The 23,024-nt window shown below is 44.3% G+C and carries 21 protein-coding genes; 10 read left to right on the top strand and 11 right to left on the bottom strand.

Annotation, left to right across the window (positions count from 1 at the left end):
• Positions 1–79 precede the first annotated feature (79 nt).
• From PATL_RS08795 to PATL_RS08785, 3 genes are read right to left on the bottom strand one after another with little or no spacing between them, the layout of a single operon-like run.
• A complete protein-coding gene (locus PATL_RS08795; protein ID WP_011574547.1) occupies positions 80–592 on the bottom strand; it encodes a RidA family protein in 513 nt (170 codons plus the stop codon).
• Positions 593–610: 18 nt separating this feature from the next.
• On the bottom strand, positions 611–1,225 hold the full coding sequence (locus PATL_RS08790) for a c-type cytochrome (protein ID WP_011574546.1): 615 nt from the start codon (positions 1,223–1,225) through the stop codon (positions 611–613).
• On the bottom strand, positions 1,215–2,804 hold the full coding sequence (locus PATL_RS08785) for a flavin monoamine oxidase family protein (RefSeq protein WP_011574545.1): 1,590 nt from the start codon (positions 2,802–2,804) through the stop codon (positions 1,215–1,217). The genes PATL_RS08790 and PATL_RS08785 overlap by 11 nt, the downstream gene beginning before the upstream one ends.
• Positions 2,805–3,219: 415 nt before the next feature.
• Between PATL_RS08785 and PATL_RS08780 the strand changes: the two genes are divergently transcribed.
• On the top strand, positions 3,220–4,218 hold the full coding sequence (locus PATL_RS08780; protein WP_011574544.1) for a LysR family transcriptional regulator: 999 nt from the start codon (positions 3,220–3,222) through the stop codon (positions 4,216–4,218).
• 46 nt (positions 4,219–4,264) lie between these two features.
• On the opposite strand, the gene PATL_RS08775 is transcribed toward PATL_RS08780, so the two are convergent.
• The 3 genes from PATL_RS08775 to nagZ all read right to left on the bottom strand — a co-directional run bounded on the left by PATL_RS08775 (position 4,265) and on the right by nagZ (position 7,350).
• Complete coding sequence (locus tag PATL_RS08775) at positions 4,265–4,591, bottom strand: YunC family protein (RefSeq protein ID WP_011574543.1); 327 nt, start codon at positions 4,589–4,591, stop codon at positions 4,265–4,267.
• Between the two features lie 267 nt (positions 4,592–4,858).
• Positions 4,859–6,235 carry an SLC13 family permease gene (locus PATL_RS08770; protein WP_011574542.1) on the bottom strand — a complete coding sequence of 459 codons (1,377 nt, stop codon included), beginning with the start codon at positions 6,233–6,235 and terminating at the stop codon, positions 4,859–4,861.
• Between the two features lie 116 nt (positions 6,236–6,351).
• A complete protein-coding gene (gene nagZ, locus PATL_RS08765; RefSeq protein WP_011574541.1) occupies positions 6,352–7,350 on the bottom strand; it encodes a beta-N-acetylhexosaminidase in 999 nt (332 codons plus the stop codon).
• A 264-nt stretch (positions 7,351–7,614) separates the two neighbouring features.
• Here nagZ and nadK point away from each other — a divergent pair, with 264 nt between their 5' ends.
• From nadK to PATL_RS08745, 4 genes are all read left to right on the top strand, one after another.
• Entirely contained in the window at positions 7,615–8,490 is an 876-nt protein-coding gene (gene nadK / locus PATL_RS08760; RefSeq protein WP_011574540.1) for an NAD(+) kinase, read from the top strand.
• Positions 8,491–8,582: 92 nt separating this feature from the next.
• A complete protein-coding gene (gene recN / locus PATL_RS08755) occupies positions 8,583–10,256 on the top strand; it encodes a DNA repair protein RecN (RefSeq protein ID WP_011574539.1) in 1,674 nt (557 codons plus the stop codon).
• Between the two features lie 113 nt (positions 10,257–10,369).
• A complete protein-coding gene (locus PATL_RS08750) occupies positions 10,370–10,726 on the top strand; it encodes an outer membrane protein assembly factor BamE (RefSeq protein WP_011574538.1) in 357 nt (118 codons plus the stop codon).
• Positions 10,727–11,168: 442 nt separating this feature from the next.
• Positions 11,169–12,755 carry an ABC-F family ATPase gene (locus PATL_RS08745; protein ID WP_041713575.1) on the top strand — a complete coding sequence of 529 codons (1,587 nt, stop codon included), beginning with the start codon at positions 11,169–11,171 and terminating at the stop codon, positions 12,753–12,755.
• 114 nt (positions 12,756–12,869) lie between these two features.
• On the opposite strand, the gene PATL_RS22785 is transcribed toward PATL_RS08745, so the two are convergent.
• Positions 12,870–13,037 (bottom strand): hypothetical protein, encoded by a 168-nt coding sequence (locus tag PATL_RS22785; protein ID WP_006994188.1) that lies wholly within the window; start codon positions 13,035–13,037, stop codon positions 12,870–12,872.
• A gap of 368 nt (positions 13,038–13,405) precedes the next feature.
• Here PATL_RS22785 and PATL_RS08740 point away from each other — a divergent pair, with 368 nt between their 5' ends.
• Positions 13,406–13,882, top strand: a complete 477-nt coding sequence (locus tag PATL_RS08740) for an NYN domain-containing protein (protein WP_011574535.1) — start codon at positions 13,406–13,408, stop codon at positions 13,880–13,882.
• A 71-nt stretch (positions 13,883–13,953) separates the two neighbouring features.
• Here the strand turns inward: PATL_RS08740 and PATL_RS08735 are convergent, their stop codons facing one another.
• The 4 genes from PATL_RS08735 to PATL_RS08720 form a co-directional block, all read right to left on the bottom strand.
• Positions 13,954–15,771 carry a ferrous iron transporter B gene (locus PATL_RS08735; protein WP_232283308.1) on the bottom strand — a complete coding sequence of 606 codons (1,818 nt, stop codon included), beginning with the start codon at positions 15,769–15,771 and terminating at the stop codon, positions 13,954–13,956.
• 114 nt (positions 15,772–15,885) lie between these two features.
• Positions 15,886–16,119 (bottom strand): FeoA family protein, encoded by a 234-nt coding sequence (locus PATL_RS08730; protein ID WP_006994185.1) that lies wholly within the window; start codon positions 16,117–16,119, stop codon positions 15,886–15,888.
• Between the two features lie 83 nt (positions 16,120–16,202).
• Complete coding sequence (locus PATL_RS08725) at positions 16,203–17,546, bottom strand: class II 3-deoxy-7-phosphoheptulonate synthase (protein WP_011574532.1); 1,344 nt, start codon at positions 17,544–17,546, stop codon at positions 16,203–16,205.
• Positions 17,547–17,846: 300 nt separating this feature from the next.
• On the bottom strand, positions 17,847–18,338 hold the full coding sequence (locus PATL_RS08720) for a low molecular weight protein-tyrosine-phosphatase (RefSeq protein WP_011574531.1): 492 nt from the start codon (positions 18,336–18,338) through the stop codon (positions 17,847–17,849).
• A gap of 142 nt (positions 18,339–18,480) precedes the next feature.
• Between PATL_RS08720 and PATL_RS08715 the strand changes: the two genes are divergently transcribed.
• Genes PATL_RS08715 through PATL_RS08700 form a run of 4 tightly spaced genes read left to right on the top strand, consistent with a single transcriptional unit; the run spans position 18,481 to position 23,014 of the window.
• Complete coding sequence (locus PATL_RS08715) at positions 18,481–19,617, top strand: paraquat-inducible protein A (protein WP_232283307.1); 1,137 nt, start codon at positions 18,481–18,483, stop codon at positions 19,615–19,617.
• 2 nt (positions 19,618–19,619) lie between these two features.
• Positions 19,620–21,284: an intermembrane transport protein PqiB gene (gene pqiB, locus PATL_RS08710; protein ID WP_011574529.1), complete on the top strand. Its 1,665-nt coding sequence runs from the start codon at positions 19,620–19,622 to the stop codon at positions 21,282–21,284.
• Between the two features lies 1 nt (position 21,285).
• Positions 21,286–21,879 carry a PqiC family protein gene (locus tag PATL_RS08705; RefSeq protein ID WP_011574528.1) on the top strand — a complete coding sequence of 198 codons (594 nt, stop codon included), beginning with the start codon at positions 21,286–21,288 and terminating at the stop codon, positions 21,877–21,879.
• A 22-nt stretch (positions 21,880–21,901) separates the two neighbouring features.
• Entirely contained in the window at positions 21,902–23,014 is a 1,113-nt protein-coding gene (locus tag PATL_RS08700) for a GGDEF domain-containing protein (protein WP_011574527.1), read from the top strand.
• Positions 23,015–23,024: the final 10 nt, after the last annotated feature.

Below are 23,024 nucleotides of genomic sequence, written 5' to 3'. Positions count from 1 at the left end.
TAATCTTTGCGAGCTAATTAACTTGGCTATTTCCGTTATTGCACAGCCTGCTCTTCCCGAGCAGGACTCGTATTGACGCTTACTCTGGCTTGGCCAGTACCACTTCAATTTCTATCAACATGTTCGGGCCACCAGCCAAACCTGCTATTTGAAAAGCCGAACGTGATGGTTTGTTTGGCTGCTCCTTCGTACCAAAGTACTTGGTGTATGCTTTCATAAAACCGCCAAAGTCCATCTTTCCGTCCATGGTTGGGTCACCGACCATGAACACTTGCATCTTGACGACATCGCCAAAATCAACGCCTAAGTCTTTAAACGAGCCTTCTAGACGTTTAAACACACTCAAGGCTTGGGTTTCGGTATCGCCGTAATATTCGCGGCTGCCCTTTTCAGCGTCAGGATTTACAGGGCCTGGTGTCATACCCGCATGGAAAATTAACGTGGTGTCAGGCGTAACCTCCACTGCGCGAGAAATGGGAAACGGATTGTTGTTTGGTAAGGCGTGACGCGTCACTTCTGCCAAGCTGTTGACACTGAATAAAGCGGCGGCAGCAGCAGTAAGTAAAATGCGTTTGTTCATGCGTTTGATCATGTAAAGGTAACTCCTGGTTTATTTAAGTTGGCTGATATAGGCGGCGAGATTCACCGCATCAGGATCTGATTGCACCATCGAAACAGCGGCTTTCATTTGTTGTCCGTAAATGTCTTTTTGGTCATTACCGCGAATACCTTCACGGAAATGATTGATTTGGGTGAGTACATACCAATCATTAATGCCACTTAAGCGCGGCGCACCTATGGCTTTATTACCGCCACCATCCGCTCCGTGACAAGCGGCGCAGGCTTGATACAAGGTTTTACCCGCATCAATATCTCCATGAAGGGTTGTTGCAGGCTTAGGCGATTCGGTTTGACCAATCCAACTGGCAATGGCAGAGATATCACTTGGCGTTAAGTGACGTGCCATGGCTTGCATTTCACTGCCTGTCACATCATTGGTGTGGGCTCCACGAATGCCTTGCTTGAAATTATTGAGTTGGCGCTCGATATACCACTTTGATAACCCACCTAATCTTGGGGCTTGAATATTGGCATTCCCCTTCAGTTGGCTACCGTGGCAGACAGTGCAATATTCGAGGCCTTCAGGTGTAATAGCTTCAGAGGCATGCAATGCACTGGCGTTACCCGCCAGCAATAAAGCAAAAAGTGTTGATTTAAGCGACATGACTGGCACCTCCACTTTTGGAGTGAGAACTAACAAGGTGATTGAACTGTTGCAAGGCTTGCTCACTTGAGGCCAGTGCCCCTTCTTGCCAACCACTGTGATGACTGATTTGATCGCCAATCATGAAGTGACGACCTTCGGGCTTTTGCAGTAAGTGATAATATTTATCAAAATTTTCAGGGCTCATGCGCATACCACAGCCCATTTGATGGTTCATTCGAGCCCATGGAATACTGATACCGTTTTCGATGTACTTGCTGCAGCCGGGGTGGATTTTTTCAGCGGACAACGCCCCAGCGGTGAGTCGCTCTTGCGGTGTCATTTTTTCAAACACGCCACTGACTTTCGCATCCCACGTATAAGCACCTAACAAAATGCCTTTTTGCGCATGAATGTCATGAGACGGATACCACAGCTGGTTAATAGGGTCAGTGGTATAGCTGATACCGCCGTAAATACCGTCTCGCTCCCAAAAACGCTCGCTCATTTGATAAGCAATTTTAAACAAGTGCCCACGCTTAACGCTGTCTAAACCTGCTTGGTATGTATCTGAGAAGTTGTTATCGATACCTGCCATAAAGTAAGCAGGAATATTGTTAAAGCAGTAGTCTGCTTGCACCGTATGTAACTTGCCACCTTGCTCGTAAGTGACCTCAACTCCGTTATCACGGTTGTAGATTTTCTTCACTTGCGCATTGAGCACAGGCTGGGTTTTGAGATTACGCAAGAAGCCTTTAATCACGCCATCCATGCCACCTACAGGTTCCATTAACGGCTCACACCAGTCATACAGCTCAGCGCCCAATAAACCGCCGTACCAAAATTGGCTGTCGAGCATGGCTTTTAATTCGATAGGCGCATGAGGCTTCGGAAACTCCAACATGCGATCGGTTGTTGAGCCAGCGCGCTCACTGCCTATGTATTTACCGTTCTCGGTTAAATCACCATAGGTCTGAGAAAACTTCATTAACGTGGCCACATCTTCTTCTGACATCATTTGGTCAAAATTATGCGAATCTGCTGACTTCCATAGCAATTCGGACATTAAACCGCGTACATCTGTGTGGTATTCAATGATGCGTTTAGGTTTACCGTCTAGAGAATTATCATCATGAAAATATGCCATCTTGCTGCTATTAGCTTTGATCTGTAATGGCACATTCAATGCTCTGCAATAGTGCAACAAGCGTCTATGGTGACCAGGAATTCGTGCAGGACCACAGTTGAAAAACAAATTTTCTTGTTTATCGAACTGACAAATTTGGGTGTTGCCCATTTCATCAATCTTGTCACCGTTGCGAACGGTTAAGTTGCGGCCCCCAGGCCTAAAAGAAGCCTCTAAAATGGTACATTGAATGCCGGCTTTTTCGAGCTCAAGGGCTGTTGCCAACCCTGCTACACCAGCGCCTAGGATGAGTGCGGTAGGCTGTTCACCTTTCGCTGCGGGCTTGATTTGAACGGGTCCTGAATAACTATCATCAGGCATTAAACCTAAAGCTAAACTTGTTTTAAGTAATGCTGATGAACCACCCGCTGCCCCTACATAACTGAGAAATTGTCTTCGCGTAATATTTAGCATAATCGTTCTAACGTACTTCCTAATTTATCGTTCGATGAGGTTGGAAAATCAGGTTTATATGCTAGCGACACGAAACAAATGACAGAACGCACAATAGTATTGTGCAGCCCCATATTTTTTTTATAACCCTTTAATGATAAGGCTTTCAAGGAGTAACGCGGGTAATTAAAGAGGCGTACAGCACGATTTTCAAACAAAAAAGAATAAGTTATACGGCACTAAAATTGCTTTTTTGAGGGAAGGCGAGATGAAACAAGTATGCGCATACGCGATTTAGCCTGCGCTGGACACGTCGTTTTTTGGTTGTCGAGCAAGCGCTCTAACTAAGAGCAAATGCTATTTGGGCATTTAATTTGCTAATTCCTCCATAACGAGCGGTTTATTTGAGCAAAATAAGTATAAATTTGGGTAGCGAATGAATACAAAACAATTAGAGTACTTTTTGGCCACTGTAGAGCAAGGTAGTATATCGGGCGCCTCAAAAGTGCTTGATGTCGCACAGCCTGCCATTAGTTTGCAGCTGGCGAATTTAGAACATGAATTAAAAATAAAACTCTTTGAGCGAAATTTTCGTGGTGTGTCACTCACTCATGCAGGCTCTCAATTTGAAGAGCACGCTCGGCTCATTTTAAACCAAATCAATACCGCAAAATTAGACTTGATTGGGCAGCAAACCCAGTGCAAAGGCAAGGTGATCGTTGGCCTTAGTCAATCATTGTGTAATGTGCTGTCGGTGCAGTTACAGACAGAGCTAGAGCACCGCTTTCCTAATGTAGAGTTAGCCTTTAGAGTTGGGCCCTCGTACATGGTCGAAAGTTGGTTCGCCGAACAGCAGATTGATATTGCTCTGTGTTACAACTCAGATTTAGGTAAACATGCCGCTAGTTCATTGCCTCTTATTAACGAGAATTTGTATTTGTATATTTCACCACGGCCTAAAAACCCCAGCTACAGTGAACTTTCATTGTTTGGCTCAATCCCTTTTGAGTCGTTACAAGATTACGAACTATTTATGCCAGACAGACGGGACGCCCTACCTAAATTGCTTGAGGAGCAAGCCCGAAAAAACAATATTCAATTAAAGACACGTAACGCCTTTGGACAATTGATGACCACTTTGCATTATGTTTCTCAGGGGTTTGGTTTAGCCATTTACCCTTCATCAGCGACGTGCCACTTAGAAGCGAGTCATCAAATTCGAGCCATTAATATCACGGAGCCAGAGCTAAAACGTGAGGTTTATTTGCGCTTAGCCGAGCATCAGCACAAAAACCCCGCCGTTGCTGCCGTGTTTGAGCTTATTCGTGAAACAGCCGCAAACTTGCATGCTGATAATAGCTGGCGAGGCGAGTTACTTGACAATAAATACCAGCAACCTTCGGTCATTAGCATCGAGTCAGCTGTGGCTGGTTAACGCTACTTAGCCACAACTGAGATAGAGATAGACGTAAAGATTTGCCCTAGCGCATTAATTCAAGTGCTTGGGTGCCTGTCATACCCGGTTCAACACCTAATTCCCGTGCGGCTTTTGAAACTAATAACACTGGTTTTTGCAGCATATCTTCATGGGTTTTTACCCCTGATACAATTGCGCAGGCTTCACCTGTTTTATTACACGTGTTTACATCCACGTAACCACACGCTAATAGACCTTGTTCACCTTGAACTGTGAGTAAGGGTAATTTCAATTCGATACGCTCACGTTTAAGCTCACCCCAATCGAAGGTTTCCGCTTGCGCTGTAGCAGTTAACATTAAGCCTAACGCGACACCCAACAACTTAACCATATTACTACTCCTGTCTTGTCTTTTTTGTCATTTTAGAACGCTGGCTTGTGCAGTATTGATGCCACTCGGGCAAGGCGGGAAATTTCATGAAAATGCGTATATGAAGAGTATTTATGCACCAATGTAGAGTGCGATTACCCCTGAGCTGCACTTAAATGCAGCTATTTGGTTTTATTCATTTGTTATGCAGGGGCACCTTAGTGAAATAAAGGTTGGCGTAAATGCTTTAATAAACGACGACCTAAATCTGAGCGAATATCTCATGTGTCATCGCAGCAATGCATAACACATTAACCCCACTATGCTGGAGATCAAGAAGCTTAAAATAGCCCCTTCTTTGACCATGTCTTTTATGGTGATCTCCCCAGTACCGTAGGCAATTGCATTGGGTGCAGTCGCAACGGGAAGCATAAAGGCACAACTAGCAGCCATAGCGGCGGGGATCATAAATAAAGCAGGGTCGTTACCTGAAGAAACCGCGGCAACAGCGAGAATAGGCATCAGCAAAGTCGCGGTTGCTGTGTTACTGGTGATCTCCGTTAGGTAAGTCACGATTAAGCAAATAGCTAAAATAACCATCACCAGCGGTAAATTCGTCAAGCTAAGTAGCCACTCTCCTAAGATTTGGCTCAACCCTGATGCGCTAAAGCCCTTAGCCAAAGCAATACCACCTGCAAATAGCAGCAGTATGCCCCAAGGGATCCTTTTTGCTGTTTCCCAGTCGAGCAATCTGCTGCCTTTCCCATTTGGCACAATGAACATCACTACTGCAGCGGTCAATGCGATGGTGCTGTCACCCGCGTATGGAATATCAAACCAACCGCTCCAGCCGCCGAAAGGCTCATTGCGCGTTATCCATGCTAAGGCCGTTAAACCAAACACCCACAAGGTACGGGATTCTTCTTTTCGCCAAGCACCCAAGGTAGGCAATTCAATATCATGCTCCAGGGTAACATTGCGGGTTAGCCACAGGGCGATAATCGGAAGGCTAACAATAACAACGGGAACGCCTACTTTCATCCACGCCAAAAAGCCAAATTCTTGCCCTGTTTGCTCTTGATAAATACCGGCAAATATCACGTTGGGCGGTGTGCCGATGAGAGTCCCTAAGCCGCCGACACTGGCAGAGTATGCAATCCCTAAAATCAACGCCACTTTCAGTTTTGGGTTATCTACGTGTGACAGCACAGCTAATGCCATGGGCAGAATGATCAGTACGGTGGCCGTATTGGATATCCACATACTTAGGAACCCAGTCGCCAATACAAACCCCATCACTAATCGCCGGCCGCTACTCACGCCTACCAAACGCACCATATACACAGCGAGACGCTCATGGGCGCCGCTGCGCTCTAGTGCGGTTGATAACATAAAAGCCCCCATCAGCAGTAAAATAACGTGACTGCCCAACGCTGATGCCGCTATGCCATGATCAAGCACACCAAACATGGGTAACAGTGCGAAAGGGACGATAGAGGTAGCGGGAATAGGAATGGCTTCACTGACCCACCAAATAACCGTTAATGCAGTAATAGCGGCAGTCACTGCCGGTAAGTATTCGACCTGTGAGTACCGTAAAAATCCGTAAAACAGTATCGCCAGTAAAGGACCTATTAAAATAAAGTGCTGACGGTTTAATCGCATAACATTCGCTATCCTAATGCATCGCCTAAAGCAGGCATTTATGAATCATCGCCCCCGTTTTATACATCAAGAGGGACATACGGGCATTGTCCCTCGGGCTCGACTCCTCATCTACACTAATTGTTATATGCTTCGAGAGTGCGCTGGGCCGCTGTGTAAGCATCTGTTTTAACCAGTGCGTTAAAGTCAGCACAGGGCGCTTTGGCAAGCTTTGCTAAACGCGGATTTGTGGGTAAATCACTGGGTAAGCTATCGATGACCTGCGCAGCAGCGTCGGGGTTATTACATACCAGCACCATATCGCAGCCAGCGTTTAGTGCCGCATTTGCTCTGGCGGCAAAGTCGCCAATAAACGCGGCTCCCTGCATCGACAAATCATCGGAAAATACCACACCGTCGAATTGCATTTTTTGGCGCAAGTAGGTTTGTAACCAGACTTTAGAGAAACCTGCTGGCATATCATCCACTTGAGAGTACACCACATGCGCTGGCATCACCCCATCAAGTAAGCCCATGTCGTTTAAGCGGCTAAAAATCTGCATATCTAGCTGAGTGATTTGTTCAAGACTTCGATTATCTACCGGCATCGCAACATGCGAGTCTTCTTTGACATTACCATGCCCAGGAAAATGTTTACCTGTGGCTTTCATCCCTGCTCGGTGCATGCCTTTAATAAACTCACTGGCAAGTTGAATCAGAGGTTCTGGCTGGGTATGAAAAGAGCGATCACCAATAACATCCGATACGCCGTTTAAATCGAGCACGGGCGCAAAACTTAAGTCGATATCAAATGCGAGGCATTCAGCCGCCATGAGCCAACCAAAAGTATTGCAGTATTGCTGTGCCTGGCTCAAACCCTCATCACTGCGGGCGCAAATAGCACCCATTGCAGGAATAGCGCTGAATCCGTCGCGAAAACGCTGAACCCGGCCGCCTTCATGATCCACCCCAATTAATATCTTGTTGCGTGCTGCCAATCGAATTTGAGCAATGAGCTCTTTTAGTTGTTTTTGATCGTAGTAGTTACGACTGAAAAGGATAACGCCACCCACTAAAGGATGATCGAGCAACTCTCTGTCTTCAGGTGTTAACTCGTAACCTGAGACATCTAACATTATTGGACCCATGAATAATCTTATAACTTGTTGAATTAAACGCACTATAAGAGAACAGCAACATAAAACAAAGCCTCAACAAGCACCTTACTTGATTAAACCTCAAATAAAATGTCAGATGCCGCCCTAGCATCTCGCCCATTTTGCCGTTCGCGCACAAATTGAGCGTTAGAACTGTTAGAGAAATCATAGACATAAAAATGTATGACATTCCGCGCTACGGATGATTATACTAACCCAAATCGGTTATTTTAATGAGTTGTTATGGGTTTTCACACCGTCGGATTGATAGGCAAGCAAGGGCATCAAGGAGCGAATTTAAGCTTACAAGCGTTGATTGTTTATCTTAAGCAAAAGGACTGTCGAATGATTGTAGAGCAAAGTTGTGCTTCGCAATTAAAAGGTAACGGATTTGAAATTGCCGATCTAAATACCATAGGAACTCAAGCTGATTTAGCCATAGTAGTTGGTGGTGACGGTAATATGTTGGGCGCCGCTCGTGTTTTGGCCAAACACAATGTAGCTGTGGTAGGCATTAACCGTGGTAACTTGGGGTTTTTAACCGACATCAACCCAGATGACTTTGAACGCCAGCTCGATTCCATCTTTGCGGGCGAATGCCAAATCGAACAGCGCTTTTTACTTGAACTTGAAGTGTATCGAGGCGGAGAATTACAAAGCACTAATTCAGCCGTAAACGAAGTGGTAATGCATCACGGTAAAGTCGCTCATATGATGGAGTTTGAAGTCTACTTAGATGAAAACTTCGTGTTTAGTCAACGCTCAGATGGCCTTATCGTTGCAACGCCTACAGGCTCAACGGCCTATTCGTTATCAGGCGGCGGCCCCATTCTAACCCCCAATCTAGACGCCCTGAGCTTAGTGCCCATGTTCCCGCATACCCTCAGCGCTCGCCCAATTGTTGTAGATGCAAATAGCACGGTGCGCATCAAAGTATCACCAGAAAATAAAGACAATTTGCAAGTTAGCTGCGACAGCCATATCGTGCTCGCCGTATTACCGGGGGATGAAATCATTATCCGTAAAAACCCCGCCAAATTATCCCTAATTCACCCCAAAGATTACAATTACTTCAACGTGTTACGCACAAAACTCGGCTGGGGAAGTAAACTTTACTAGTGGCATCAGCAGAATAAATTTTAGTCAACTACTAGACAGCCTCGAAAATATGTATATATTTACAGTTACTGTATATTTGAACAGGTAAATATATGTTACTTCATCTCTCAATTCGAAATTTTGCTGTGGTTAAATCTCTGGACATCGATTTATCCCAAGGTATGACAGCGGTCACAGGTGAAACTGGCGCTGGTAAGTCCATTTCAGTGGATGCATTAGGGTTGTGTTTAGGCGATAGGGCCGAAGCGGGTTTCGTGCGCAGCGGTGCTGACAAGGCCGAAATCTGTGCATCTTTTGATGTGAGTAAATTGTCACTTGCTGCAAAATGGTTAAAAGAGCACGAATTAGACGATGGAAATGATTGCTTAATCAGACGAGTCATCTCTAGCGAAGGCCGCTCGAAAGCCTTCGTGAATGGCACACCTGTACCCTTAGGCCAGCTGAAATGTTTAGGACAATACTTGTTAAGTATTCATGGTCAGCATGCCCACCAACAGATTCTAAAAGCCGATACACAGCGCGAATTGCTGGACAACTTTGCCGAGCACCCTTCTCTTTTAAATAATGTGGCCCAGCACTACCAAAGCCTTCAACATAAACAGAAAATCTATCGTGAGTTATTGGCGGGTCAGCAACAGCGTGCGGATCGTTTTCAGCTTTTGTCGTATCAAGTCTCTGAGTTAGATGAATTTGCCATCGGCGAGGGTGAGTTTTCTGAACTGGAAAGTGAGCATAAAAGACTCAGTAATAGTCAAGCCTTGCTGGAGCAGACTCAGTTGAGTTTTTATCAACTATATGAAGCCGATGACTTTAATGCCCTATCTGCGGTGCAAAATAGTATTGATAGATTGACGGAATTGCAGGATCACGACCCGACCCTTTCTCCGATTTTAGCATTGTTAAATGAAGCGAGTATTCAAATTGATGAAGCTGCTCAAGAGCTTAGAGATTACACTGATCAGCTAGAAATAGACCCAATGAAAATGCAGCAGGTCGAAGCGCGATACTCTCAAGCGTTAGATTTAGCCAGAAAGCATCACGTTAAAGCGGAAGAGTTATATACCTACCACCAAACATTGACCCAAGAATTGTCTCAGCTTTCTGAAGATGACCAAATGTTGGATAGCATGCAGGACGAACTCTCAGCTCTAGAGAAGCTTTATTTCAAAAGCTGCGAACAACTTAGCTTGTCGCGTACTAAAGCCGCAAGCAAATTAGCCAAGCAGGTGGAAAGCCAGATTCACAAAATGAATATGGGCGACACGATATTTAAAATTGAAGTTGAGCCGCAGGTCAGTGCCTCTCCTAGCAAGCATGGTTTGGACAATATTCAATTCAAAGTGTCGACCAATAAAGGACAAGCCCTTGATAAAATTGAAAAGGTTGTCTCTGGTGGCGAGTTGTCGCGGATTGGTCTTGCAATTCAAGTGATCAGCTCTCATAACAGTCAGGTAGCAACCATGATTTTTGACGAAGTTGATACCGGTATTAGTGGTTCCACCGCTTCAGTGGTGGGGCATTTACTGCGTAAATTAGGTGAAACCTGTCAGGTAATTTGCGTAACGCATTTACCCCAAGTGGCAGCACGCGCGCACAACCAAATGTTCGTTACCAAGTTCAGTGACAAGAAAACCACAGAAACTCATATGATTTCTTTACAAGAAAATGAACGAATTGAAGAGTTGGCACGTCTACTAGCTGGAGACAAATTGACGGATTCTGCCCTCGCCAACGCCAAAGAGTTACTACAAATCAGTAATTCTTAACAATTATGCATTGATTAGGCTGTCTTGGCTGAGTTAGGATGCTTCGCCTATGGACCTTTAGCGAAGTACTTGTAGGGTCTTTATTTACCTAATAGCTGAGAAATTAAATAAGAATGAAGTTTAGAAATATATTGGCGGTGATTGCCGCCTCATTGATGTTGTCTGCTTGTGCTGATTGGATTTATCGAATTGATGTACCACAAGGTAACTTTTTAGATGAGCGTGATGTCAGTAAATTACGCATTAACATGACTAAAGAGCAAGTGGAGTACGTGTTAGGAAAGCCCGTAGTAGAGGACTCGTTTGATCATGATACGTGGTACTACTTGTATCAGATGAAGCGCGGGATGGCTAAGCGTGGTAAAGATTTCCGTAAAGAATTAACCCTACACTTTGTCGATAATCGCGTAAGCGAAGTGACAGGTGATTTTGAATTATCCGAAGACTTTAATACTCCCCTTGATGAGTAACGCCTGCTCACGATAGCTCAGCAGTATCGGTTAGTTTGTACTTTTACTTTATGTAAAAAAACAGATTAATCGATATTAGTTCACTGCCCCGCTACACATTTCAATTTCCCATAGACTTACCCGCATGCGTTTTTAACACATAAATAAACGCCCTGATGTAAGTTGTTTCTTTAGATATCAAGCTACTTAAGTTGTCTGCATCTATCACCTTTGTCATAAAACTGACGGTAATTCAGGCTAAAATTAGCCGAGTCATACATGCTTGTGGCATAATACGCGCCGAATTATTTTCCTCAAACAGTCGCACCAAATTAAAGTTAACGTTTAATCACAGGGCGCTGTTTTCTAATCTGTCAGCTTAAGCACAAATCGCTAGCGTACTTGATTAGTGGCGAGGAATAACACCTTCAACACATTCACCTAAATTACTCGGAAGAAAACATTGTTAACGACCGCAAACATCACTATGCAATTTGGCGAAAAGCCATTATTTGAAAATGTATCAGTTAAATTTGGTAACGGAAATCGTTACGGCTTAATCGGCGCAAATGGCTGTGGTAAATCAACCTTTATGAAGATACTTGGGGGAGACTTAGAGCAATCTGCCGGGAACGTTTCAACCGACCCAGGTGAGCGTATCGGTAAATTGAAGCAAGACCAGTTCGCATACGAAGAGTACAGTGTTATTGATACTGTAGTGATGGGACACAATGAACTGTGGAAAGTCAAAGCAGAGCGTGATGCTATTTATGCTAACCCTGAAATGACGGAAGAAGACGGTATTCGCGTTGCCGATTTAGAATCAGAGTTCGCTGAAATGGATGGCTACACCGCAGAAGCACGTGCCGGCGAGTTATTAATTGGTGTGGGTATTCCGGTAGAGCAACACTATGGCCCAATGAGTGAGATAGCACCAGGTTGGAAACTTCGCGTACTGCTTGCTCAAGTAATCTTTTCAGATCCAGATATCATGCTACTTGATGAGCCTACCAACAACTTGGACATTAACACCATTCGTTGGCTAGAAGGCGTGCTAAACGAGCGTAATTGCTCCATGATCATCATCTCGCACGATCGCCATTTTTTAAACAGTGTGTGCACCCATATGGCCGATTTGGATTATGGCGAAATTCGCTTATTCCCTGGTAACTATGATGAGTATATGACCGCCTCTACTCAAGCCAGAGAACGCTTAGTATCAGATAACGCTAAGAAAAAAGCGCAGATCGCTGAACTGCGTACCTTTGTTAGCCGCTTCTCGGCGAATGCATCTAAGTCTAAGCAAGCTACGTCTCGCGCTAAGCAGATAGACAAGATCAAACTGGATGACATTAAACCTTCAAGTCGTCAGACCCCTTTCATTCGCTTCGAGCAAACGAAAAAGTTACACCGTAACGCATTAGAGTTAACGGGATTGAAGAAATCCTATGAAAAGGAGTTGTTCAACGGTTTAGACTTGATGGTTGAAGTTGGCGAACGTATCGCAGTTATCGGCGAAAATGGTTTGGGTAAAACCACCCTGTTGAAGTGTTTAGTCGGAGATACTGATTTAACAGCAGGCGAAGTCAAATGGTCCGAGAACTCGAATATCGGTTATTACGCCCAAGATCATGCTCATGAGTTCGAAAAAGAAATGACGCTCATGGAATGGATGTATCAGTGGGCTCAAGAGGGTGATGACGAGCAAGTCATGCGCGGTACATTAGGCCGCTTGCTTTTCTCTCAAAATGAGATCACCAAATCGGTGAAAGTCATATCCGGCGGTGAACAAGGCCGTATGATGTTTGGCAAATTGATGCTTCAGCGCCCTAATATTTTGGTGATGGATGAGCCGACCAACCACATGGACATGGAATCGATTGAATCATTAAACTTAGCGTTAGAAAACTACGCGGGCACGCTGATATTCGTCAGTCATGACCGAGAGTTTGTATCTTCAGTTGCTACCCGCATCATTGAAATAACACCAAATGGAATTGTTGATTTCCGTGGTAACTATGAAAGTTATTTAGAAAGCTTAGGTGCTTAACCTCCGGTTTGGGGTGACGCTCTAGCCACAAAAAAAGCCTGAATCATATAACATGATCCAGGCTTTTTTTGGATTCAAGTAGCTTATACAGACAGCTGTATAAGCAAACGTTGATTAGGTGTTAACTAACCATTTAACAAACTGCTTCGCTTCATTTGCATTAGCAAATTTAGTGTTTTGACGACCTTGCTTGTCGGCAAATGCTACGCTTTGTTTGTTTACAGAAATTGAATGCACTGGGTGCATCACACGGATCTGAGAACCGTTGTATAAATAAGACATAATAAAACTCTCTTTCAATTAGCGCGATAATGTTGACGCGCGAAATTCAACGAAGCTTCACTATAGATTTGACGATAACTTTACGACTTTATATGAGTCTAGGAGTGATAAACAGCAAGCACATGCTCGCTTATTCGCCGTTCAATAATTCAGCTTAATATTTTTGTTTTTTTAAATGCTGGCTGACTGGATCAAGGTAAGACAAGACATTAACAACGTTACCGAAATGGTAACCTAGCTTATAAATGCGGAGGATGATTCATAAGCAAGGCCGCACGTTACAGCACTTATTGTGTAAACGCAATAGCTATTTCAATAATATTTAGTGCTATCATGCCCTATTGGTTATTACTCAATTAGAATTCATTATGCCCGCTAGAATTGCAGTATTCGTTGATGTGCAAAACATTTATTACACCACCCGTGACACCTACCAAAAACAATTTAACTATCGACAGTTTTGGCAGCATTTAAGTGAGCAAGGCGACATCGTTATCGCTAATGCTTATGCCACCGAACGTCATGACTCCCAACAACAAAAGTTTCAGTCAGCTTTGAAGCACATTGGCTTTAACGTTAAGTTAAAGCCTTTTATTCAGCGCAGTGACGGCTCAGCAAAGGGCGACTGGGATGTGGGGATCACCATTGATGTATTAGATGCTGCACAGCAAGTAGACACAGTCGTGTTGCTCTCAGGAGATGGAGATTTTGACTTATTACTCAAGGCAGTGAAGAAGAAGCATGAGGTAAAAACGAAGGTGTACGGCGTGCCAGCGCTTACCGCGAATGCTTTAGTTAGCGCCTGTGATGAGTTTGTTGAGATTACGCCAGCAATGTTGCAGTGATGCTACATTCTCAGTCGGAAGCCTCAGGCGTTATTTCATACACCTGAGGCTACTAAATTTTTGACGCTGAATTAAAAAATATGCGAAACAAAAAAAGCCGCAGCATAGGCTAGCAAACCATAGCCAGCGAACAATCCCCAAGCAATTTTTTTGCTACCCGTTTCACCTTTTAAGGTTGCTACCGTGGCAACGCATTGCAAGGCGATAACATAGAATATCAGTAAGCCGAGCCCTGCGCCTAAGGTTAAGCCGTCAGCTTGAATATTTGTCGCAAGGCCAGCAATGTTCTCATCGGCCCCTTCAATACCGAACAAGGTCCCGAGTGCCCCAACGAACACTTCTCTTGCCAGGAAGGAGACCAAAATGGCTACGCCGTAGCGCCAATCTAAGCCTAAAGGCGCAAAAATAGGCTCTATCCACTGGCCTATCATGGCTAGATAAGAATCCTCTAACGCATGCTCTGAACTTGGGAAATACCCTAAGCACCAGATAACCACAGACACCATGAAAATGACCGGCCCTGCCCTGCGAATAAATTGCTTCGCACTGGTGACCACCCGAAATAAAAGTGGCTTCCAGTGCGGTAAACTATAATTGGGCAGCTCCAATATAAAGGGCATTTCGGCTTTGTCAGCATCCTTGTTGGTAAACTTGTTCAATAGCACGCTTACTAGCAGTGCGGTGACAATTCCAAGAAAGTAGAGTACAAAAAATGCCGTTCCCTGCAGGCTTAAAAGCCCACCTAAGTAAGTCGTGTCTGGAATCAGAACCGCGATAAGCAAGGCATAAACGGGTAAGCGCGCTGAACAAGACATCAGTGGAATGGTCATCATGGTGATCAAGCGCTTACGAGGAGATTCAATAGTGCGAGCCGCCATAATGGCAGGGATAGCGCAGGCGTGACCTGATAAATACGGTATGAAGCTACGCCCTGATAGACCAAAATAACTCAACGGTTTATGGCAAATTAGCGCTGCGCGAGCAAGGTAGCCACTGTCCTCTAATAACCCGATAATAAAGGTGAGTACCATTATTTGCGGCACAAAAACAAGAAATGAGCCTAAGCCACCAAAAATGGCGTCTTGCAGAAAATCGTTGATAAGGCCAGGACCAATTGCAGAAGTAACAGCAACCGCTAACCAGCCAATGATTTCTTCGACGCCGTCCATTAGTGGCGTAGCCCAAGTAAATATACTTTGAAACAACAAGAACATTATACCGAAAAACGCCACGCCCCCCAGCACGCTATTAAGTAGGAAGCTATCAATTGTGTTTTGCTGTTTTAATACGATATCAGCGTGAATGCCGTAATGTTTGGCGATTTGACGACTGATACTGAACACGGTATCGCCTTCACCTACGCTTTTGGTTGGCACAAAGCTTTCGGGCCGAGCGACCACGTCCTGTAATGCTAATTTAAATTCATGTAATCCACTCAACGTTTTCGCCGACACAGGAAATACAGGGGCACCCAAGTCTTGCGCTAACCTCTCACAATCAACGTTGTGGCTAAAGCGCTCAACCTCATCAATCATGTTCAAGGCAAACACCAACGCTTTATTATGCTGTTTAGCTAGGTCGCGCACTTGTAACCCAAACACCAAGCTTCGCTCTAATCGAGTGGCGTCAAGGTTACACACAATGACGCCTGTATTGGCGTCGTGCATGGCTTCGTGGATTTTTTCCACGGCGATTTCTTCATCTCGAGAAAGCGTGCTTAGGGAGTAAGCGCCTGGAAAATCAATTAACCTATGTTCACCAAATTGACCACTTTTGAGCTCAACGGTTACACCTGGGAAATTAGCCACTTTCTGACGTAACCCAGTTAATTGGTTGAACAACAGACTTTTCCCAGAGTTGGGCTTACCCACTAAAATAATATTTTTCATGACACAACTTGATTGAACGAGCGTTAGGTTAACGCCCATATAGTAAAGGTTACTCTTGAGTATTTACCCCCGGAAAATGAATAATTTAATCGGGGTAAAAACGAAATAAGAAAATTAAGAAAGGCTACTGATAGCAACCTTATCAGCAATACTTTGCTCTAAGGTATAAACACAGTCGCCAATTTGAACCACAAGTGGCCCGCGCATAGGACTGCGCCTCAAACAACGAACTGACTGACCGTCTGTTAGGCCCATTTCTAACAATCGGTTTGTTACCGCTGGCAGTAAAGAAGCGTCTAAACCACTGATCAATGCAGATTTTTTTGCAGGGACATCCCAAAGTGTCATCGCACCCTCACCAAACAATTAATACAAATGAAAACTATTTTCATTAATACCACATATTTGGCTATGGGTGCAATGCGATTTGCTTACCCGACTTTTAAATGGTCAGCCACCAAGAACGCCATTTCTAGCACTTGGTCTGCATTCAACCTCGGATCACATTGGGTTTTATAGGCTTGTGCTAAATCATCATCACCAATTTGATATGCGCCACCTGTGCATTCGGTTACATGCTGACCAGTCATTTCTAAATGAATTCCGCCGGCATGAGTGCCCTCGGCACGGTGTGCTGCGAAGAACTGCTGAATTTCACGCAAAATAGCGTCGAAGTTACGCGTTTTGTAACCGCTTGATGCCTTGAAGGTATTGCCGTGCATAGGATCAGAGCTCCACACAACATTTCGCCCTTCTTGTTTCACTCGGCGCAGTAGCGCAGGTAAGTTTTGCTCGAGATTATCTGCCCCCATGCGGGTAATTAAGGTCAAACGACCAGACGTATTCTCTGGGTTTAGCGCATCGATGAGCTTAATTAATTCATCGCCTTGCATGGTCGGTCCTACTTTTACCCCGATTGGGTTATGAATACCCCGGAAGAACTCGATGTGTGCATGGTCAAGCTGACGGGTACGTTCACCTATCCACAACATGTGAGCTGAGCAGTTGTACCACTTGTCAGTTAAGGTATCTACGCGCGTCAGTGCTTGCTCATAGTTAAGCAATAAGGCCTCGTGAGAGGTATACAAACTTGTTTCGTGCAAGGTCGGCGTATTGCTGGTATTGATCCCCATCACGTCCATAAACTCTAACGAGTCTTGTATACGACGCGCCACATCTTGGTAACGCTCTTTCAGAGGGTTATTCTCAACGAACGCCATGTTCCAGCGATTTACTTGATGTAAGTCTGCCAAGCCGCCCTGAGCGAACGCACGTAATAAGTTTAAAGTGGATGCGCTTTGATGATACGCATCGAGCATGCGCTGAGGATCTGGCGTACGTGCCGCTTCAGTAAACTCAAAGTTGTTGATGATATCGCCGCGATAACTAGGTAGAGACACATCACCAATGGTCTCAAAATCGCCGGAGCGTGGCTTAGCGTATTGCCCCGCCATGCGAGCAACTTTTGTCACTGGACAACGGCCTGCGAAGGTCAACACAATCGCCATTTGCAAAATAACTTTGAATGTATCGCGAATTTTCGGTGCGTTGAATTCATCAAAGGACTCTGCACAATCACCACCTTGTAGCAAAAAGCCTTTACCGTCAGCAACTTGGCCTAACTCTTTAAACAACTGACGCGTTTCAGCGGCAAAAACAAGTGGCGGATAAGATTTAAGCTTTTGCTCTACATCTTTTAGGTGTTGCTGATCATGGTAAGTAGGTTGTTGCAGAATTGGCTTTTGACGCCAACTATCAGGTTGCCATTGGCTCACAATGTGTCCTTAAAAATTAGTAAAGTAGGAAATGAAAAATTAGTTCACAAACGGTTGGTAAGCAACATACAAATGTGACCCCTAATCATACCTGATCTCGGCCTTGATGAAATACGCTCAAGGTAAAGAATGTCGATAAAAATCAATTATTCGCTGTTAAGTTATCTTAGTAAGCCATATGGATGCACGATTCACCAGATAACACCGCCATTCACAATCAATGATATAATGAAATGCGTTGTTAAATTCCAAAACCAAAAAACGCATTGTTAGTTACCCCAATACCGTCTCTCTTTTCCCTTAAGCAAAACGCTGCTTGATCTGTTCAAGCAGGCCATCCGATGCCTGTTCAATTAAATCCAATACGTATTCAAACCCGCGCTTGCCCCCGTAGTAGGGGTCCGGCACTTCATCTTCTTGTGAGGAACAAAAACTCATCATAAGAGCAATCTTGTGTTGATGTTCCTCTGGGCATATTTCTAGTAAGTTTCGTAGATTCTGTTTGTCCATGGCGACAATGTAATCGAAGTGTTCAAAATCACTTGGGTCTACCTTACGGCATTTTATTTTCTTAAAACTATAGCCCCTCTCTTCGCCCACAGCCCGTGAACGCTTGTCCGGTGGCGAACCTATATGTGCCCCAAGCGTACCGGCGGAATCTATTTCAATACTCATGCCCGCATGTAGTGCTTTATGGCGAAATATCGCTTCCGCCGTAGGCGAGCGACAAATATTGCCCAAACATACGAAAAGGACTGATGTGATAGTTTTTTTTACTTTTTTGTCAAACACCTGAATAACACCCGTGAAATTGTGAACATTTAAAAGGACTGGATTCTAGCATTGGCTAAAAATACTTAGGATGCGTGATTATCTTTCCACACTTGAGCGCTTTTTGGTAACCTACAGATATTGTAAATCAAATGTGTCACGTATGGACGAATCGATAAAGATTACAACGGCTTGTCAACAAGTTCAGTGTCACGAATGTGGCTACTTGGTTGAAGTACCTCCCCTTGTACATCGCCAGCGCGCTCAATGTCCTAGATGCCATTATGTTATCACAACCTACTACCAGAATATGGTTCAAAAGTTGGTAGCATTCTCGTTAGCGGCCTTAGTCCTTATGGTTGCTGCGCTAAGTTTTAATTTTTTATCGTTTAGTGCAAACGGTCAATACCATGCAATCAATATCTTCAGTAGCATTGAAACTCTCGCAGACAATGATTATGTGGCCTTAGCGATTTTGCAAAGTGCCGTTATTCTTGTGTTGCCGCTGACCATACTGTTTTGTTTACTGTATTTACTAATCCCTGTGCTGTTTGGTAAAAAACCGCAACATGCGGCCGTTTTACTCAAAATTATCTTCGCGCTTCGCGCTTGGACCATGGTGGAAATTTTTCTTGTCGCTGTGCTAGTAAGCTTGGTTAAAATAATGTCTATGGCAGATATTGGTATCGGCTTGTCTTTCTATGCGTACGCGTTATTTGCTATTTGTATGACCTACACATTGATGTACATGGACGAACATCAAATGTATCTCACCACATCATGTGCGTTACCCAAAATACATAAACGGCACTCCCCATCTCACAGCATTCAAGCGACGTGGGCATTACTATTGACGTCGATTTTACTCTACGTACCTGCGAACACCTTGCCAATCATGCATACGGATATCTTAGGAGATGATGAGCCCAGTACTATTCTTGGGGGCGTTATAACGCTATGGAAAATGGGCTCATACCCGATAGCCGCCGTCATTTTCATAGCCAGCATAGTGGTACCAGTGGCGAAACTGTGCATATTATGTTGGTTGAATTTCAGTGTGCAAACCCAATTCGCAGGCCGTAAAAAAACCCGTATGATCAGTTATCGATTTACTGAGTTTATTGGTCGTTGGTCAATGATCGATGTCTTTGTTGTCGCGATTTTGGTTAGCCTGATCCAACTAGGAAATATCATGAGTATTTACCCTGGCTATGCCGCCCTCGCATTCTGCTCGGTGGTCATTTTGACCATGCTTGCGGCAATGTCATTCGATACGAAGTTAATTTGGAGCGATCACTAATCATGCAAGAAAACGGCGAACCTGCTGAGGTCACAAACGTAAAGAGTATATCTAAAATATGGTTAGTGCCGATTGTCGCAATCTGTATGGGAGCTTGGATGTTCTATCACCAATGGAGCAACCAAGGGCCACTCATTAGTATTGTGTTCGAAAATGCATCAGGTCTCGAGGTCGGCAAAACTAAAATAAAAATGCATAACGTCGATGTCGGTGAAGTGAAAACCATTGCATTGACCGAAGACTTACAGAAAGTACTTGTTACTGCACGAATGTCAGCACATTCTGAAGGGCTGTTGCGTGAGAGCACCGAATTTTGGGCCGTCAACCCGCGCATATCACTTAATGGTATATCGGGTTTAAATACTTTGGTGTCGGGCACTTACATCAACATGTCGACCAATTTAGAAGGCCCATCAAGCCGCGATTTCGTGGCACTTTCAGCACCACCTATCACGCCCAGTGGCACCCCTGGACTGCACGTTACGCTCAACAGTGACGCTGAATTCGCCTTTAAAGAAGGCGACCCTGTTATTTATAAAGGGTTAAAGGTCGGAGAGTTTGAAAGTATCTATTTTAACTTCGAAGAACGTGTTGTGTACTACAACACGTTTATACAAGCGCCATATCACAAGTTAATTACCACGAATACCAAGTTTTGGAATACCAGTGGCGTAGAGATGGACATTGGCGCAAACGGTTTTAAAGTGAAAAGTAGCAGTATCGAAACACTAATCACAAACGGGGTTGCGTTTGGCGTGCCTGAAGGCATGCCACAAGGCAATAGAGTCAGTGAAAGATCATATTTCAATATTCATGACTCTTACGACTCAGCCGCTGAAGAGCGCTATAAAGAATCAGCCAAATTTGTGATTTTAGTGGAGGATACTGTGCGGGGCTTACACGTGGGTGCCCCCGTTGAGTATAGAGGCATTAAAGTGGGTAAAGTATTGGATATTAACCCACCTAATGCTAACCAACAAAAGTGGTTAGACGCTGGGGTAGCGATTCCTGTCGTCATTGGCATTCAACCTGGGCGTGTTGAGCAAACGGACGATGATATTGGTATTAAATTTATTAACCAACAGATAACTACATGGGTCGAAAACGGTTTTAGAGCGTCATTGCAAACAGGTAATTTACTCACTGGAGCGCTCTTTGTTAACTTGGAACAATATGCCAATCTGCCATCTGTTGAAATGGAAAAATTTCAAGACTATCCAGTGATCCCCAGTATCTCTAATGAGTTCTCACAAATCACCGAAAAAGTCGGGGCCATATTAGATAACATTAACGACATGAATCTCGTTCAGTTATCCGAAGCTGCAAACAAAATGATGGACGACATAAGTGCGAGCGCCAATAGTATGAACAGCACCGCTGATGATTTTTCCGGTACGTTGAAGCAGATGGAAGAACAACAAGTTAGCGTTAAACTAGCAAATGCCTTGGCTGGGATCGCAGAGTTAACAAAAGGCTTCTCTGCAGGCTCCAAAACCAATAATGAAATTAACCAGACGTTAGACACACTTCAGCAGAGGCTAAGGGAGCTACAACCTTTGCTTCTGGAGCTTAATCAAGCACCTAATAGTTTAATTTTTGATAAAGCGCCTAAGCCTTATTTACAGCCCGGCATCAGCAATAATAACACTCAGCAAGAGCGAAAATAATATGAAGATGTTTAGCATTTTTCTAATGATAGGGTTGATTTCTGGCTGCAGTTCATCCTCTGCCCCAAATAGACAGATATATTTATTGAACAGCGACGCGCCGTTGATCACGATAAACAATCCCGAGATTGAGAAGGTCGTTATATTGGACAAAATACAGCTTGCCGATTATCTCAAACGGCCTAATTTAGTGATGCAAATTCAGGGCAACAAGCTGTATTATTCTGACGTGGATCTGTGGGCAGAAAGTTTGCAAAATGGGATTCATGATACGATGCTTGCGTGGTTAAACCAGCATGCTGAAGCGACACGTTTTGTCGCTTATGATTCACCTGAAGCAAACTTGGGTCAGGAGCATCTTATTTTGAGTGTTCAGTATTTTATGCCGACAGATCAGGGAACGGTCATTAGCAGTGGTCAGTTTTGGCGAACGGGGAATGGACGGACGGATGCGGGTAAAAACGGGAAAAGTGTATCAACTAACAGCTTTTCTTTTACCTCGCCCCTAACCCAGAAAGGGTACAGCCATAGCGTGGCGCTACTTGCAGAGCAATTATCGCAATTGAGTTCCCAGATCGTGAGCGATTTTGAGTAACACAAAGGGAAAGTGAACAAGTATGTTTATCGTAAAGCGTTTATTTAGCGCCTATTTAAATACCGGCACGAATAAGAGCAACACGCCAGCGGTGCGTCAGCAAATTCAAGTCACCAACTTATTTGGCTTGATTGGTTATTTCATCACATTGGTGCTCGGGGTAAGTGCCCTTATCCGTAGTGCTGGGGCGAAAAATGACGACTTCTATCTAGGCGTGACTTTATTGGTAGCAAGTGCTTTATTTTTCACTTCTCGCTTAATTCTCAAATTTTTTCAAAGTAAAAATGGCTATAAAGTTTCGGCTAATTTGGTCACAGGCGCATTAATGCTTCTGATGCTCTACCTAATAGTCACTGGTGGGGTTAAGAATACCGGCCCTCTGTGGATTTACATTGTTCCACCTGTAGTGCTCTTTTTTGGTGGCTTGAAGCGGGGCTTGATCCAATTAGGTTGCTTCGCTTTTGTGGCTATTGTGATATTAGAGTATCCAGGTAACCTGTTCTTAATGGCTCAATACAGTGACGAGTTTAGCTCACGGCTTATCTACTCGTTTATTACCGTCAGCTTGCTATTCGTGTTCTATGAATATTCTCGTCAGCGTTCGTTTAAAACACTTCAAGAGTTAAGCCGTGAATTTGAAAAGCAAGCGCGCTTAGACCCACTCTCAGGATTGCAAAATCGTCGGGGCATGCTTGAGAAGTTAGAATACGAGCACCAGCGTACGTTAAGGCACCATAAAAATTTGACGCTTATGATGTGTGATATCGACCATTTCAAGCGAGTAAATGATAAATTTGGTCACGATGTGGGAGACGGTGTCATCACACAAGTTGGTCAACTTTTTGACAAAGCACTTCGCAAACAAGATACCGTTGCGCGCTGGGGCGGAGAAGAGTTTTTGTTTCTTTTGCCTGAAACCACACAAGAGCAAGCCTTTACGTTAGCGGAAAAGCTACGCGCTCAAGTTTCTAAGCAACAATATCAAGCAGGCTCAGATAGTTTCACCGTCACGGTCAGCTTAGGGATATATCAAATGCACCCTCAAGACAATCTAGACCATGCTATCAGCCGTGCCGATACAAATTTATATCGCGCCAAGTCCAATGGTCGAAACTGCTCAATAAAATCCGATTGAGCACATACTG

The sequence above is a fragment of the Paraglaciecola sp. T6c genome, assembly GCF_000014225.1.
GTDB lineage: Bacteria > Pseudomonadota > Gammaproteobacteria > Enterobacterales > Alteromonadaceae > Paraglaciecola > Paraglaciecola atlantica_A.
The sequence above is the reverse complement of the archived record's forward strand: the minus strand, read 5'-3'. Positions and strand labels throughout refer to the sequence as shown.

Coding starts and splice junctions, on each gene's coding strand:
- PATL_RS08775 (WP_011574543.1), bottom strand. CDS start 4,591: ATGGTTAAGTTGTTGGGTGTCGCGTTAGGCTTAATGTTAACTGCTACA.
- PATL_RS08770 (WP_011574542.1), bottom strand. CDS start 6,235: ATGCGATTAAACCGTCAGCACTTTATTTTAATAGGTCCTTTACTGGCG.
- PATL_RS22785 (WP_006994188.1), bottom strand. CDS start 13,037: ATGTCTTATTTATACAACGGTTCTCAGATCCGTGTGATGCACCCAGTG.
- PATL_RS08795 (WP_011574547.1), bottom strand. CDS start 592: ATGATCAAACGCATGAACAAACGCATTTTACTTACTGCTGCTGCCGCC.
- pqiB (WP_011574529.1), top strand. CDS start 19,620: ATGCAAGAAAACGGCGAACCTGCTGAGGTCACAAACGTAAAGAGTATA.
- PATL_RS08735 (WP_232283308.1), bottom strand. CDS start 15,771: ATGAAAAATATTATTTTAGTGGGTAAGCCCAACTCTGGGAAAAGTCTG.
- PATL_RS08705 (WP_011574528.1), top strand. CDS start 21,286: ATGAAGATGTTTAGCATTTTTCTAATGATAGGGTTGATTTCTGGCTGC.
- PATL_RS08700 (WP_011574527.1), top strand. CDS start 21,902: ATGTTTATCGTAAAGCGTTTATTTAGCGCCTATTTAAATACCGGCACG.
- PATL_RS08750 (WP_011574538.1), top strand. CDS start 10,370: ATGAAGTTTAGAAATATATTGGCGGTGATTGCCGCCTCATTGATGTTG.
- PATL_RS08780 (WP_011574544.1), top strand. CDS start 3,220: ATGAATACAAAACAATTAGAGTACTTTTTGGCCACTGTAGAGCAAGGT.
- PATL_RS08740 (WP_011574535.1), top strand. CDS start 13,406: ATGCCCGCTAGAATTGCAGTATTCGTTGATGTGCAAAACATTTATTAC.
- PATL_RS08790 (WP_011574546.1), bottom strand. CDS start 1,225: ATGTCGCTTAAATCAACACTTTTTGCTTTATTGCTGGCGGGTAACGCC.
- PATL_RS08730 (WP_006994185.1), bottom strand. CDS start 16,119: ATGACACTTTGGGATGTCCCTGCAAAAAAATCTGCATTGATCAGTGGT.
- PATL_RS08715 (WP_232283307.1), top strand. CDS start 18,481: ATGGACGAATCGATAAAGATTACAACGGCTTGTCAACAAGTTCAGTGT.
- PATL_RS08785 (WP_011574545.1), bottom strand. CDS start 2,804: ATGCTAAATATTACGCGAAGACAATTTCTCAGTTATGTAGGGGCAGCG.
- recN (WP_011574539.1), top strand. CDS start 8,583: ATGTTACTTCATCTCTCAATTCGAAATTTTGCTGTGGTTAAATCTCTG.
- nagZ (WP_011574541.1), bottom strand. CDS start 7,350: ATGTTAGATGTCTCAGGTTACGAGTTAACACCTGAAGACAGAGAGTTG.
- nadK (WP_011574540.1), top strand. CDS start 7,615: ATGGGTTTTCACACCGTCGGATTGATAGGCAAGCAAGGGCATCAAGGA.